Here is a 14,407-nt window from a genome sequence, read left to right as displayed (position 1 = left end):
GGCCGGCGTTCCGGCACCGCAGTCACTCGGTTCCCGCCCACACCCACCCACTGAAGGAGTAGTCATGTCTCGACATCGATCGTTCGTCCGGCGCGTCGCCGCCCTCGCTGTCGGCGGGGTGATCGCCGCGACCGCACTCAGCGCGTGCGCGGGGGCATCCGCCGACGACACCGCCACACCCGGCTCGGTGGTGGTCGGTGCCGTCTCGAACGGAGCCGCCAAAGAAGTCACTCTGTCTGTGCCGCAGGTGGATTCGATTCGCGGTCAGCTTCCTCAGGAGGTCCGTGACTCGGGTGAATTGTCCATCGGGATCGGCGCACTCCCGTCGGGATACCCGCCGTTGGCCTTTGTCGGGTCCGACCAACACACGTTGACCGGTGCCGAGCCGGATCTGGGCCGGCTGGTGGCATCGGTGTTCGGACTGAAACCGGTGATCGAGAACTCGACCTGGGAGAACCTCTTCGTCGGAATCGACAGTGGGCGAGTCGATGTCGGATTCTCCAACATCACCGTGACCGAGGAACGCAAGGACAAGTACGATTTCGCGTCGTACCGTCGCGACCAGCTGGCATTCGAAGTGCCGGCGTCGAGTTCGTGGAACTTCGACGGCGACTATCACACGCTGGCGGGAAAGACGGTCGCGGTGAATTCGGGAACGAATCAGGAGCGCATCCTGTTGGCGTGGCGTGATGCTTTGGCTTCGGAGGGGAAGACGCTGACCGTCGTCCACTTCCCGGATTCGAACGCCACCAATCTCGCCCTGGCGTCCGGCAAGATCGACACGTATCTCGGGCCCAATCCCTCGATCTCTTACCACGTCCGGCAGACCGCGAACACTCCCAAGGCCACCCGCATCGCGGGCACCTACTCCGGTGCCGGTGCGAGCCTGCAGGGCATGATCGCCGCCACGACCAAGAAGGGGTCCGGGCTCGCCGCTCCGATCGCGGCGGCGATCAATCACTTGATCGAGACCGGTGTATACGCGAAATGGATTGCCGCATGGAATCTCTCGGCCGAGGCAGTGCCTGCCTCCCAGATCAACCCGCCCGGACTACCCCGCTCGGACTCCTGATCACCTCGGTGCACGACTCATCGGAGAGTGAACTGCCGCGCGGAGTAACAGCCGTGCGGGGGCAACAATGGAGTTGACTGCGGCGGCGACCAACTATGACCAACGGAGCCGTGAGAGGTGGGGGCGAAAGGAGTCGGGTGAGGTGACCACACACAAGGACATGACAACAGACCGGGCGGCGGATGTTTCGGCCGTCGGCAGTGCCGATGTCGGGGTGCTCGATCACGCCGTGCGTTCGGCTCTGACCGGCCCCCATGCGCACTTCGCGGAGCGCCGCGGACGGGTGCTCCGCTACCCCCGCGATGTGTCGGTGTACGGCGATTTCCCCGAGGACCCGACTCCGCAGGATTGGGCCGACGCGGCCGAACTCTATGGGCCGGGCGCGGATCTGCCGGTGTCCGGCGATCTGCCCTCGCCCCCGCCCGGGTGGGCGGTGTCGATGAATATCCCGGGTGTGCAGATGGTCGGCACGAACGTGTGGGGCGCGGCAGACGCCGAGGCGGTGGTGTTGACGCGCGCCGACGTGCCGGAGATGCTGGCGTTGGTTGGGCGCACGCGTCCGGGGCCCTTTCTGACGCGGACCATCGAGCTGGGTACCTACCTCGGAATCCGGCGTGGGGGAGAGCTGGTCGCCATGGCCGGGGAACGTCTCCATCCGGTGGGGTGGACGGAGATCAGTGCCGTCTGTACCGATGAGGCGTTCCGGGGGCAGGGGTTGGGGACGCGGCTGGTCCTCGCGGTCGCCGCGGGTATCCGTGCCCGGGGCGAAATCCCATTCCTGCACACCGCGGCTGCCAATGTCACTGCGATCCGCCTGTACGAGGAACTCGGCTTCGTTCTTCGGCGCACGTTGACGTTCGGAGGCATTCGCATCCCCTGATGGCGGCCGACGCTGAGCGCTGAGTCCGTAAGTGGGGCTTGCCACGTCCCGGGAGGCGACGCACTCGGGCCCGTGGGCGCGGGGTGGGTTCAGGAGGTGTCGAGGCCGGCGTGTTGCAGGGCGGCCAGGAGACGTTCGGCTCGATTCCCGCGCGGGATCATGCCGGCGGCGTCCATCTCGGGTCGCTCGACCTCGGGCTCGACGCGACCCATACGAATGAGGTGCTGACGTGCCTGCCCTTCGGTAATCGTGCCGCCGACCTGGATACGGGCACTCAGAGCACGACGCAGCGCCGCAGCGGTGTCGATCTCCCCGGTGTTGGTGACACCAGGTTCGTCGGAGTGCTCGTCGCCCATGGCGTCGGGCCCGTCGGGTGGTCGGGGCTCGACAGGGTCGGATTGGCCTGCGCCTGAATCGTATTCGTCGATGACCGGGTCGGGCTGGCGTCCGACGACGTCGCCGTCGTGATCGTCATCCTCGTCGACGCTGTCTATATCGTCGATGCTCGAGGAGTCGGCGGTCGGAGCCTGATGATCCTTCAAAAGACCACGATCGGACAAGGTTTCGGCATCCACAGCCGACGGCGCGGTGTCCTCGTCGTCGCTGTCAACGTCGGGATCGGCCGGTACATCGACGTCGGCGGCGGCGTCGGCTTCGACCGACTCGGTCTCAACCTCTGCTTCGGCGTCGGCTTCGATGTCAGCAGTTTCGGCATCGACCGCTTCGGCGTCGACCGCATCGGTGTCTGCGGCTTCGGTTGCCCCGGAACCACTATCGGTGCCGGTATCCGCGCCGTTGTGGTCGCGGTGGATCTGGTCGCGGATCTGGTCGAGTTTCTGCTCGTAGAGTGCGGTGATGTCGGGGTGATCGTTGACGATCTTCGGGTTTGCCGGCATCCCGGGTTCGGCGTTGAGTTGCCACCAGCAACGTCCGGCGAGGGGGCCGTCTTCGTAGATGCCGGTGGTGTACTGCCCGGGGTTGGGGCCGACCATCCGGTTGTGCGGCCCGCATGCCGGCGCAAGGTCGGTGATGTCGGTTTTCCCGCCGTTGGCCCAGTCCTGTTTGGCGTGGTGCATTTCCGAACGCGACGCGGGTTGTCCGCAGCCGGGGAACGAGCACACTTCACCGCCGGTGCGGGAGAACGACGCGATCCGCTGCTCGGTGGATGCCAGGCGTCGGGACCGCCCGAGATACAGGGGCAGGTCGATGGCGTCGGAGAACACCGCCAGGAACTGCTGCACATCGGTGGGGTCGGTGACCTCACCCAACGCGGTCAGCAAATCCGGAATAGGAATGGTGGAACCTGAAGCGGTGGTGGCATATCCGGCGCCGGCCAGCAGATCCGTCACGGACGCTTTCGCGATCAACGCCACGGGCAGGCCTCGATGAGTTTTGCCGAGGACGCCTTCTTTCATCGCCGACACCAACAACATGTGCATCGCATCAAGATTGCGTTGCGCCTGGCTGCGGTCGTCACGCTTGACCGCGGCCGCGAGGACGTCGGGGTCGGCGTCACCAATAGCACCGGTCGGCGATTCCGGATCGCTGAGACTGTTCATTCCGGGCTTGGCCCAGGCGTCGAGCATGGTGTCCCACAGGGCACGGGTGATCGGGGGCAGGTGCCCGTTGAGTTTCGCCATCCCATCGACCCGGTTCTGGTTGATCCACAGGTTGCGGCGCTGTTGGCGTTCTTTCTCCTCCACCAACTGTCCGTCGGGGTCGAGGTGCGCCAGGATCCGGGCGCCCATGTTGGTGATGTCCGACGGAATATGTTCGGTGGCTTTCTCACCCAAAGTGGCTTCGGCGGCGACCTTCTTGTCGTGCGGGACCGCGCCCGGGATCTTGTCCAGGGCTTCCAACGCCGCGGACAGGTGGGTGTGACCGATCAAGCCCTGCTCGTACGCCTTGGAGAGGGTGGGGTATTTCGGTTCCTCGGGTTGCCCGGTCAGCCCGTGGAATCGGGCGGTGGCCTTCATATGCGCGATGCGCATGGTGGGTTGCGCGATCCGCAGATCGTAGTTCAGGAAATTCGACAGGCTGACTTTGCCGACTTTGCGGTGCACACCACGATCAGAGATTTCCAGGATCGCGCGGTCGCCTTGGAAGTGAGTACGCATGGCGATCTGCTCGGACAGTTTCGCCGCCTCCACCACCTCGAGGTCGGAGCAGGCGGTCATCGGAGTCTTCGCCAGCTCGTCCAGGATTTCGGAGAGTTGGTGCATCAGCTGCAGTGGTCGTGACATGGGAGTGTCGGTTGTGTCTGTCATGCTGATGTCACCTCCCCCGAGAAGGACGTTGTGGCGTATGTGTTCTATTATAGCCGATCTCAACGACAATCGCAATTGTTTTCTATCCACAGGATGTGGATGCGTGAATGTGGTTGGGGTGGTGGAGTTTTCAGAGTCGGCTTGCGAGGTCTCGACACGGGCTCCGCTAGCGCTCCGCCCGGCTCGACCGGCGGGCTAGCGGCTCGACTTGCGGGACAAAGATGTTCGGCCGGTGGGATGAGGGGCTCGACCTGCGGGATGCGGGCTCGACCTGCGGGATGCGGGCTCGACCTCGACCTCGACCTCGACGAGCTCGGCCCGGCGGACAAGCTCGGCTCGGCGGACACGGACGTCGTTTCGACAGAGCTCAACGCGGCTGCCGGCGCTCCGCCCGGCGAATGCGGGTCTCGGCTGGCTGCCGGGTGCGGTGACCTGGCTCGGCGGCGGTATCGCGCGCGGTCCCCGGATGGCGGGTCGATGTGCCATCCCGACACGCCGACCCCATTCACCTCCTGAGTCACAACCATCTCATTCGGCACAATGGCCACAGACGTTTCACCAAGAGACCAATGGCAGAAGCCGGATTGGGGTGGCTGTGTACCGGGTATTCGAAGCACTCGACGAACTCATGGCAATTGTCGAGGAGGCACGGAGCGTGCCGATGACGGCGGGCTGCGTGGTGCCGCGGGGTGATGTCCTCGAACTTCTCGACGACATCAAGGATTCGATCCCCGGCGAGCTCGACGACGCGCAGGACGTGCTCGACAACCGGGACTCGATGCTGAACGAGGCCCGCTCGCACGCCGACACCGTCATCACCGGGGCCGACTCGGAATCCGAGGCCGTGCTCGCCCACGCCCGCGCCGAGGCCGACCGCGTCCTGTCGGAGGCCAAGGCCCAGGCCGATCGCATGGTCGACGAGGCGAGCAACCACGGCAAGTCCCTGGTCGACGAGGCCACCGAAGAGGCGCGTCGGATGTCGGCCAGTGCATCCCGCGAGTTCGAGGCCGTCACCGGCCGGGCCCGCGCCGAGGCGCAGCGCACCATCGACTCCGCGAACAACATCTACGACAAGTCGGTCGCCGACGGCATCGCCGAACAGCAGCGTCTGGTCTCCGAGGCCGAGGTCGTGGCGGCGGCCAAGTCGGAGGCCGAACGGATCATCGACGCCGCACACGCCGAGGTCGACCGCCTGCGTGGCGACTGCGATGTCTACGTCGACGAGAAGCTCGCGCAGTTCGAGGAGGTCCTCACCAACACCCTGCGTTCGGTCAACCGCGGCCGTCATCAATTGCGCACGGGTGCGGGCATGCACGACTACGTCGAATACCCCCGCAGCGTCGATCAGGACGTCGCGCGGGGCCGGGGTCGCGCCGACGCCGACGACGAGGTGTCACCTCTCGCTGTCTGACTCTCGCCGTCTGACCCGGCCGGTGGTCCGGGCGACACGGATCAGTGGTCATTCGAGGAATTTCTGACCCGAGCGTATGGTTTTTGTGTGGCCGACAACGCAGTGACGCCGGATGCATCCACTCCCGGCGCCGATTCACACGGGACAGTTCGGGATCCTTTCGTCCTCGACATCCGTTCCCTGGGACGCCGCCCCGGCACCATGACCGAGGTGCATCGCACCGTCGCGACTCCCGAACGCATTGGCGTCGAGATGATCGCCATCCCGACGGGCTCGGACGTCGACCTCGATCTGCGCCTGGAATCGGTGAGTGAGGGCGTCCTGGTGACCGGGACCGTCGCCGGTGAGACCGAGGGGCAGTGCTCGCGCTGTCTGGAACCGCTCGACGGCACCGTGACGGTGTTCCTCACCGAACTGTTCGCCTACCCCGACAGCGAGACCGAACAGACCACCGATGCCGACGAGGTGCACCGGATCGTCGACGACCGCATCGATCTCGAACAGTCGATCATCGACGCCGTCACCCTGGAACTGCCGATGTCGCCGCTGTGCCGCGACGACTGCCAGGGACTGTGCAGCGTCTGCGGAATACGGCTCGCCGTCGCCGAACCCGATCACGGACACGAGGTGATCGATCCGCGGTGGGCGGGACTGGCCGACAAGTTCGGCTCCCTGAACGAGTCATCGGACGACCTGGGCAAGGGTGACGCCGATACCGAGGTGCGAGGCGACAAGTGACCGACGGTAAGCGACGGGGTAATCAACCGCCCTCGTTCGATCCGCTGCTGAGCGCGCTCGGCGTCGAGATCTCCGATGAGATGCTGACGCTGGCGCTGACCCACCGCTCCTACGCCTACGAGCACGGCGGCCTACCCACCAACGAGCGCCTCGAGTTCCTCGGGGATTCGGTGCTCGGCGTGGTGATCACCGAATGTCTCTACAAGCGATTCCCCGAGCGTCCCGAGGGCGAGCTCGCGAAGATTCGTGCCAGCGTCGTCAACATGCATGCGCTCGCCGACGTCGCACGTGGACTCGGACCCGACGGGCTCGGCCACTTCCTGTTCCTGGGCCGAGGTGAAGAACTGACCGGTGGCCGCGACAAGGACTCGATCCTCGCCGACGGCCTCGAATCCCTTTTCGGCGCCGTGTATCTCGAACACGGCCTGGCGATCTCGCAGAACGTCGTCATGGGGTTGTTCGACGAGATCATCGATCGCGCAGGCGATCTCGGTGCCGGATTGGACTGGAAGACGTCGCTGCAGGAACTGACCGCCGAACGAGGCTATGGCCCCCCGCAGTATCAGATCACCTCGACCGGACCCGACCACAACAAGGAGTTCACCGCCGTTGCGGTGGTGGCCGGCGAGAACATCGGCGAGGGTACCGGCCGCACCAAGAAGGAGGCCGAGCAGAAGGCCGCGGCACTCGCCTGGCAGGCGTTGTCGGACCGGGCCGGCGCCTCGTGAGTCCCGCACCCACAGATGCCTGAACTCCCCGAGGTCGAGACGGTTCGCCTCGGTCTTGCCGATCACGTTGTGGGACAGCGGATCACCGATGTCGACGTGATGCACGAACGGGCCGTCCGGCGGCATGCCGGCGGCGCGCCCGACCTTCGCTCACGTCTGCGCGGCAAGACGGTCACCGCGGCACGGCGTCGCGGCAAGTACCTCTGGCTCGACGTCGCCGACGCCGACGATGACGCCGCGCTGGTGGTGCACCTGGGGATGAGTGGCCAGATGCTCATCGCTCGTGAGGGCGCGCCCGATCACACCCATCTGCGGATTCGGGCCCGGCTCGCCGACGGCAACGAACTGCGATTCGTCGATCAGCGCACCTTCGGTGGGTGGCACGTCGATGATCACGTCCCCGATCCGTTCGGCGGCGCCGGGCAGGTGCCCGCCTCGATCGCCCACATCGCACCCGATCCCTTCGAGACCGCCTTCGACCGCGAGGCCGTCGTCGCGGCGATGCGTGCCAAACACACCGAGATCAAGCGGGCTCTGCTCGATCAGTCCCTGATATCCGGGGTGGGCAACATCTACGCCGACGAAGCGCTGTGGCGAGCCCGGCTGCACGGCACCCGACTGACCGACACCCTCGCCCCGAAACGGCTACGGGAACTCCTCGATGCGGCGACGGCGGTGATGTCGGAGGCACTCGACGTGGGTGGGACGTCGTTCGACACCCTCTACGTCAACGTCAACGGTCAATCCGGTTACTTCGAGCGATCGCTGAACGCCTACGGGCGAGAAGGGCAGCCGTGCCGACGATGCGGCCGAACGATGCGCCGCGAACACTTCATGAACCGCAGTTCGTTCTCCTGCCCGCAATGCCAGCGACGGCCGCGCGAGGCGTAGACAGTTATCGAGCGGGAAGCCACGGAAACGCCACGGTGTTGAGCAAACACGGTGTTGAGCCACACGATGATGAGCACACACGACACGACAGATGCCACGAAGGAGCCGTCACCACGATGACCGTTGAGCAGGAGAACGCGCAGGCCGGGTCGAGCACCGCCGACACCGCCGGAGGGGCGCAGCCGCACACCGAACTGTGGGTGCAACGCACCGGCACGCGTCGCTACACCGGGCACAGTTCACGTGGCGCGCAGGTGCTCGTCGGTTCCGAGGATGTCGAGGGCGTCTTCACCCCCGGTGAGTTGCTGAAGATCGCGCTCGCCGCATGCACCGGCATGTCCTCGGATCGCCCACTGTCGCGGCGCCTCGGCGATGACTACGACGCCACCATCCGTGTCGGCGGCGCCGCCGACCGCGAGAACGAGGTGTACCCGAAGCTCTCCGAGGTTCTCGAGGTGGACCTCTCGGAGCTGGAACCCGAAGCGGCACAACGGCTTCTCGTCGTCGTCGAGCGTGCGATCGACGCCGTCTGCACCGTCGGACGCACCCTGCGGGCGGGCACCGACGTCGACCTGCGGATCGACACGGAATGAGCGTGTCATGACCGACGCGTCCGATGCCGCAACCACCGTCCGCCTGACCGCGTTCGTCCACGGGCACGTGCAGGGCGTCGGATTCCGGTGGTGGACCCGTTCCCGTGCCCTGGAGCTGGGCCTCGTCGGCTACGCCGCGAACCAGCCCGACGGCCGGGTCCTGGTGGTTGCCGAGGGGCCACGCTCGTCGGTGTCCGCGCTGGTGGAAGCGTTGCGCTCGGACCGGACCCCCGGGCGGGTTGATCTGGTGGTGGATCGACTGGATCCGCCGCGCGGGGATCTGACGGGGTTCGTCGAGAAGTAGGGCCACCTCGACGATGCCGTCCGTGGGTGTGGACGCGGGGTCGATTGTGGACAAGTGCTGCGCCGTCGCGGTGTCGGCCGCCCGACGATCTCCAGGTGGGTAGGCTGTACCGTCGTGCACCTCAAGTCGCTCACCCTCAAGGGCTTCAAGTCCTTCGCGTCGGCGACGACCCTGCGTTTCGAGCCCGGGATCACCTGCGTCGTCGGCCCCAACGGCTCGGGCAAATCGAACGTCGTCGACGCCCTGACCTGGGTGATGGGGGAGCAGGGCGCCAAGGCGCTGCGCGGCGGGAAGATGGAGGATGTCATCTTCGCCGGCACCTCGGGCCGCCCGCCCCTCGGCCGCGCCGAGGTGACCCTGACCATCGACAACTCCGACGGCGCCCTGCCGATCGAATACTCCGAGGTGTCCATCACCCGGCGGATGTTCCGCGACGGTGCCGGCGAATACGAGATCAACGGCAGTACGTGTCGCCTGATGGATGTACAGGAGTTGCTGTCGGATTCGGGTATCGGCCGGGAGATGCACGTCATCGTCGGACAGGGGCGTCTCGCGACGATCCTCGAATCCCGGCCCGAGGACCGTCGCGCCTTCATCGAGGAGGCCGCCGGCGTCCTCAAACATCGAAAACGCAAAGAGAAGGCCGTCCGCAAACTGCAGGGCATGCAGGCCAACCTGGACCGGCTCTCCGACCTGACGGCCGAACTGCGCCGGCAGCTCAAACCGCTCGGTCGGCAGGCCGAGGTCGCCCGCCGCGCCCAGACCATCCAGGCCGACCTGCGTGATGCGCGACTGCGCCTGGCCGCCGACGACCTCGTCAGCCGGCGCGAGGAGATGGCCGAACACACCGCCGTCGAGGACCAGATCCGCGGCGAACAGGACGAGGTGTCGGCCGAACTCGACACCGTCAGCGCCGACGTCGCCGATCACGAGGAGCACCTCGCCCAGGTCGTGCCCGCCGCCGAAGCCGCCGGTCAGGCGTGGTTCACGTTGTCGGCGCTGGCCGAGCGGGTGGGCGCGACCGGCCGGGTGGCCGCCGAACGCAGCCGCTACCTCGACGAGCCGGCGGCCGAGACGGGCGGACCCGACCCCGACGACCTCGAACGTCAGGCCGATGAGGCCGCCGAGACCGAGGCCGAGATGACCTACGCGGTCGAGAGCGCCGCGGAAGTCCTCGAGGGAGCGGCCGACGACCTGGCCGATGCCGAACGTGCCGCCGGTGCCGCCGAGGCCGCCCACCTGGCCGCGGTCCGCGCCGTCGCCGATCGTCGCGAGGGCCTGGCCCGCCTGGAGGGTCAGGTCGGGAGTCTGCGCACCAAGGCCGAATCGGTCGACGCCGAGATCGACCGCATGACCACCTCGATCGCCGAGGCCACCGAGCGTGCCCAGCGGGCCCAGACCCAGCAGGACGCCGTGGCCGAGTCGTTGGGTGAACTCGAGGCATCCGAACAGGGTCTCGACGAGCATCACGAGCGATGTGTCTCAGCGCTCAACCTGTCCAATGAACGGGTCGCCACCCTGCAGACCGAGGAGCGGGCGACCGAACAGCGCATCGCGTCGCTGACCGCGCGGATCGAGGCCCTCTCGGTGGGACTGGAACGTGGCGACGGCGGTGCGTGGCTGCTCGAGCACGCCACCGACGGTCTGCTGGGACCGATGTCGGGGCTGATCACGGTCACCTCCGGATGGGAAACGGCCATCGCCGCAGCCCTCGGCTCGGCTGCCGATGCCATCGCGACGGTCGACTCGCTGGCGGCGCTTCGAGCCCTCGACGCGCTCAAGGGCGGCGACGGGGGACGGGCGTCGCTGATCGTCGGCGGTCTCGCCGAAGCCGCGGCGCCCCGCACCGACTCTCTTCCCGACGGGGTGGTGTGGGCGGCGTCCGTGGTGACCTGCGACGACGCGATCCGGGGCGCGGTCGATCACCTGCTCGCCGACACCGTCGTGGTGGACACGACCGCCCGGGGCGTCGATGTGGCGACGGCGCTCGGCGTGCGCGCGGTCAGCCGCGAGGGTGATCGCATCACCCGCGCGTCGCTGGAGGGTGGTTCCTCGCATCGCCCGTCGACCCTGGAGGTGACCTCGGCGATCGACGCCGCCACCGCCCAGTTGGCGACGGCCCGACGCCGCGTCGAGGAGATCGGTGCCGCCCTGCAGGGTGCGCTCACCGAACAACAGCAGCGTCGGGAGGCGGCCGAGGAAGCCCTGGCCGCGTTGCACGAGTCCGACAGCGCGGTCGGCGGCGCGTATGAGCACCTGGCGCGATTGGGGCAGGAGATCCGCGCCGCGGAGGCCGACGCCGATCGCCTCACCCGGCAACGCACCTTCGTCGAGACCGGTCGTGCCGAAACCCTGACCTCCCTGCACGAACTCGAACAGCGTCTGGCCCTGGCCCGCGACGAGGGTTCCGACGAACCCGCCGACATCGAGTCGCCTGACCGTTCGGCGGCCGCCGAGGCGGTCGCGGTGGCCCGCGCCGCCGAGATGGAGGCGCGTCTGGGGCTGCGCACCGCCGAGGAACGGTTGGCCTCGGTGCGGGGGCGCGCGGAATCGCTGCGTCGCGCGGCCGCGCGGGAACGCGACGCCCGTGAACGGGCCCGACGGCAGAACGAGGCGCGCCGTCAGGCGGCCACCGTCGCCGCGGCCGTTGCCGCCGCGGCCGCCGAGGTTTCCACCCGACTCGTGGGTGCCGTCGCCGACGCCCAGGCCGGTCGCGACGAACTCGAACAGGTCCGGGCCACCCGAACGGTGGCGCTGGATGAGCTCAAGAGCCGTGCGAATCTGCTGTCGCAGCGACTGAGCACCCTCAAGGACGCGGTACATCGTGACGAGGTCGCCCGCGCCCAGGCATCGCTGCGCATCGAACAGCTCGAAGAACAGGTGATGGAGTCGTTCGCGATGACACCGGACGATCTCGTTGCCGAATACGGCCCCGACGTGCCGATGCCGCCGTCGGCGTTGGAGATGAGTGAGTACGAGGCTGCCAAGGCCCGTGGTGATCAGGTGGTGGCCCCGGCCCCGATGCCGTACGACCGTGCCACCCAGGAGTCGCGGGCGAAGAAGGCGCAGAAGGATCTGAACACCCTCGGCAAGGTGAATCCGCTTGCGCTGGAAGAGTTTGCGGCGCTGGAGGAGCGTTACAACTTTCTCTCCGCCCAACTCGAGGACGTCAAGGCCGCCCGCAAGGACCTGCTGTCGGTGGTCGAGGAGGTCGACGCCCGCATCCTGCAGGTCTTCACCGACGCCTACGCCGACGTCGAACGCGAGTTCGCGCAGGTCTTCTCGACACTGTTTCCCGGCGGCGAGGGACGTCTGGTGCTGACCGAGCCCGGTGACATGCTGACCACCGGCGTCGAGGTGGAGGCGAGGCCGCCCGGCAAGAAGGTCAAGCGGCTCTCGCTGCTGTCCGGCGGTGAGAAGTCGTTGACCGCCGTCGCGATGCTGGTGGCGATCTTCCGCGCCCGGCCGTCGCCGTTCTACGTCATGGACGAGGTCGAGGCCGCACTCGACGACACCAACCTGCGACGACTCATCAGCCTGTTCGAACAGTTGCGGGAACGCTCGCAGCTGATCGTCATCACCCATCAGAAACCGACCATGCAGGTCGCCGACGCGCTGTACGGCGTGAGCATGCGCGGTGACGGGATCACCACGGTGATCTCGCAGCGGCTGCGCGGGGTGGAGATCCCCGTCGCCGCGACATCCGACCCAGCCGCGTCCGACCCCGCCGCGTCCGACCCGGCAACCGGGTCGGATCAGCAGGACCCAACGAGCGCGTAGAGAACAGGACAGGACCCCTCAGTGGACACCCAACTCATCATCGGCATCGTCGTCATCGCCGTCGTCGTGATCCTCGCACTGATCGTCGCGGGAATCATCCTCGCGCGGCGGCGACGGATCTCGTTGAGCGACAAGCCCGATACGCAGGTCATCGACGGCAGCAAGCCGCAGGTCGACAGATCCGGCGGCTACCAGGCCGGGTCCGGGTTCAGTTTCAGTCAGGGTGGGACCACCACAGTCGCACCCCCGCCCGAGCCGGTGCGCCCACCCGTGGAACGGACCGAGACCGACGGTCAGCCCGGGGTCGGCGACGACGCCTCGGTTCCACGCGATTCCGAGCAGCGCAAGATCACCGACATCACGCTGCCCGACAGCGACACCGTTGAGACCGACACCTCCACCGCCACCGACACCATTGACAGCGCCCCAGAGGTCACTGACAGCGCTCCCGACACCGTTGACAGCGCCCCGGAGGTCGTTGACAGCGCTCCGGAGGTCGCCGACAGCGCTCCGGAGGTCGTTGACAGCGCTCCGGAGGTCGCCGACAGCGCCCCGGAGGTCGTTGACAGCGCTCCGGAGGTCGCCGACAGCGCCCCGGAGGTCGTTGACAGCGCTCCGGAAGTCGTTGACAGCGCTCCCGAGGTCACCGACAGCGCTCCGGCACCCGAGATCACCGCTCCCACGGATGCCTCCACGGCCGAAGTGGCGCCCCCGCGGGAGGAGATCGCGCCGACCGCCGGTCGCCTCGGCCGCCTGCGCGGGCGACTGTCGCGGTCGCAGGGCGCCATCGGCAAGAGCATGCTCGGCCTGCTCGGCGCGGGTGACCTCGACGAGGATTCCTGGGAGGAGATCGAGGACACGCTGGTGATGGCCGACCTCGGTACCGCGTCGACCACCGCCGTCGTCGAACGGCTGCGGACCGAGTTGGCGACCAATCCGGTCCGCACCTCCGACGATGCACGGGCACTGCTGCGACGTGTCCTCGTCGAGCAGCTTCATCCCGAGATGGATCGTTCGGTCCGGGCGCTGCCGCATGCCGGTAGTCCCGCCGTGGTGCTGGTGGTCGGCGTCAACGGCACCGGAAAGACCACCACCACCGGCAAGCTGGCGCGGGTTCTGGTCGCCGACGGCCGGCGCGTGTTGCTCGGTGCGGCGGACACCTTCCGTGCCGCGGCCGCCGATCAGCTGCAGACCTGGGGGGAGCGGGTCGGCGCCGACATCGTTCGTGGCAAGGAGCAGGCGGATCCGGCCTCGGTGGCCTTCGACGCGGTGGCCAAAGGCATCGACACCGGTGTGGACGTGGTGATGATCGACACCGCCGGGCGCCTGCATACCAAGACCGGCCTGATGGACGAGTTGGGCAAGGTCAAGCGGGTCGTCGAGAAGAAGGCCCCGGTCGACGAGGTTCTCCTCGTTCTCGACGCCACTGTCGGCCAGAACGGGCTCACCCAGGCCCGGGTGTTCGCGGAGGTCGTCGACATCACCGGCGTCGTGTTGACCAAGCTCGACGGTACGGCCAAGGGCGGCATCGTCTTTCACGTGCAGGAAGAACTGGGTGTTCCGGTCAAACTGGTCGGGCTCGGTGAGGGGGCCGACGATCTCGCCCCCTTCGAGCCGGAGGCGTTCGTCGACGCGTTGCTGTGACGACACGCAGACACTGATGTGGGAATCGGTGGAATTGCCTGTGGGATTTCATGCGGCGCCGTGCATATGTGACCAGGGATGTTACCTGCGCGAAATGTA

General features: G+C 67.4%; 11 protein-coding genes. 10 read left to right on the top strand and 1 reads right to left on the bottom strand.

All coding sequences use genetic code 11. From position 1 onward, the window contains the following. Window positions 1-64 precede the first annotated feature (64 nt). Both ABLE94_RS05050 and ABLE94_RS05045 read left to right on the top strand, forming a co-directional pair. Window positions 65-1,072, top strand: coding sequence for an ABC transporter substrate-binding protein (locus ABLE94_RS05050; protein WP_348803378.1), 1,008 nt, complete (start codon window positions 65-67; stop codon window positions 1,070-1,072). 160 nt (window positions 1,073-1,232) lie between these two features. Then, complete coding sequence (locus tag ABLE94_RS05045) at window positions 1,233-1,952, top strand: GNAT family N-acetyltransferase (RefSeq protein WP_348808180.1); 720 nt, start codon at window positions 1,233-1,235, stop codon at window positions 1,950-1,952. 89 nt (window positions 1,953-2,041) lie between these two features. Here ABLE94_RS05045 and ABLE94_RS05040 read toward each other — a convergent pair whose 3' ends face one another. After that, on the bottom strand, window positions 2,042-4,219 hold the full coding sequence (locus ABLE94_RS05040; protein ID WP_348808179.1) for an HNH endonuclease signature motif containing protein: 2,178 nt from the start codon (window positions 4,217-4,219) through the stop codon (window positions 2,042-2,044). A gap of 595 nt (window positions 4,220-4,814) precedes the next feature. Here ABLE94_RS05040 and ABLE94_RS05035 point away from each other — a divergent pair. From ABLE94_RS05035 to ftsY, 8 genes are all read left to right on the top strand, one after another. After that, a complete protein-coding gene (locus tag ABLE94_RS05035; protein WP_348808178.1) occupies window positions 4,815-5,630 on the top strand; it encodes a DivIVA domain-containing protein in 816 nt (271 codons plus the stop codon). 87 nt (window positions 5,631-5,717) lie between these two features. Further along, a complete protein-coding gene (locus ABLE94_RS05030) occupies window positions 5,718-6,368 on the top strand; it encodes a YceD family protein (protein ID WP_348808177.1) in 651 nt (216 codons plus the stop codon). Further along, the gene (gene rnc / locus ABLE94_RS05025; RefSeq protein WP_348808176.1) at window positions 6,365-7,096 is read left to right on the top strand and encodes a ribonuclease III; all 732 of its coding nucleotides are present in this window, start codon (window positions 6,365-6,367) and stop codon (window positions 7,094-7,096) included. Before ABLE94_RS05030 ends, rnc begins: the two co-directional genes overlap by 4 nt. 15 nt (window positions 7,097-7,111) lie before the next feature. Further along, window positions 7,112-7,987, top strand: a complete 876-nt coding sequence (mutM, locus tag ABLE94_RS05020) for a bifunctional DNA-formamidopyrimidine glycosylase/DNA-(apurinic or apyrimidinic site) lyase (protein ID WP_348803383.1) — start codon at window positions 7,112-7,114, stop codon at window positions 7,985-7,987. A 116-nt stretch (window positions 7,988-8,103) separates the two neighbouring features. Then, on the top strand, window positions 8,104-8,580 hold the full coding sequence (locus ABLE94_RS05015; protein ID WP_348803384.1) for an OsmC family protein: 477 nt from the start codon (window positions 8,104-8,106) through the stop codon (window positions 8,578-8,580). A gap of 7 nt (window positions 8,581-8,587) precedes the next feature. Next, the gene (locus ABLE94_RS05010; RefSeq protein WP_348803385.1) at window positions 8,588-8,884 is read left to right on the top strand and encodes an acylphosphatase; all 297 of its coding nucleotides are present in this window, start codon (window positions 8,588-8,590) and stop codon (window positions 8,882-8,884) included. A 114-nt stretch (window positions 8,885-8,998) separates the two neighbouring features. Beyond that, window positions 8,999-12,664: a chromosome segregation protein SMC gene (gene smc / locus ABLE94_RS05005; protein WP_348808175.1), complete on the top strand. Its 3,666-nt coding sequence runs from the start codon at window positions 8,999-9,001 to the stop codon at window positions 12,662-12,664. A gap of 21 nt (window positions 12,665-12,685) precedes the next feature. Next, window positions 12,686-14,308, top strand: coding sequence for a signal recognition particle-docking protein FtsY (gene ftsY / locus ABLE94_RS05000; RefSeq protein ID WP_348808174.1), 1,623 nt, complete (start codon window positions 12,686-12,688; stop codon window positions 14,306-14,308). Window positions 14,309-14,407 lie beyond the last annotated feature (99 nt).

Origin of the sequence: Gordonia sp. VNK1, from assembly GCF_040049135.1 — a bacterium.
Taxonomy (GTDB): domain Bacteria; phylum Actinomycetota; class Actinomycetes; order Mycobacteriales; family Mycobacteriaceae; genus Gordonia; species Gordonia oleivorans.
Note: the sequence above shows the minus strand (reverse complement) of the source record. Positions and strands in the feature narration are given on the sequence as shown.

What these genes read in the sequence shown, in the direction of transcription:
- ABLE94_RS05050 (WP_348803378.1), top strand. Translation starts at nt 65, where the DNA reads ATGTCTCGACATCGATCGTTCGTCCGGCGCGTCGCCGCCCTCGCTGTC.
- ABLE94_RS05045 (WP_348808180.1), top strand. Translation starts at nt 1,233, where the DNA reads ATGACAACAGACCGGGCGGCGGATGTTTCGGCCGTCGGCAGTGCCGAT.
- ABLE94_RS05040 (WP_348808179.1), bottom strand. Translation starts at nt 4,219, where the DNA reads ATGACAGACACAACCGACACTCCCATGTCACGACCACTGCAGCTGATG.
- mutM (WP_348803383.1), top strand. Translation starts at nt 7,112, where the DNA reads ATGCCTGAACTCCCCGAGGTCGAGACGGTTCGCCTCGGTCTTGCCGAT.
- ABLE94_RS05015 (WP_348803384.1), top strand. Translation starts at nt 8,104, where the DNA reads ATGACCGTTGAGCAGGAGAACGCGCAGGCCGGGTCGAGCACCGCCGAC.
- ABLE94_RS05010 (WP_348803385.1), top strand. Translation starts at nt 8,588, where the DNA reads ATGACCGACGCGTCCGATGCCGCAACCACCGTCCGCCTGACCGCGTTC.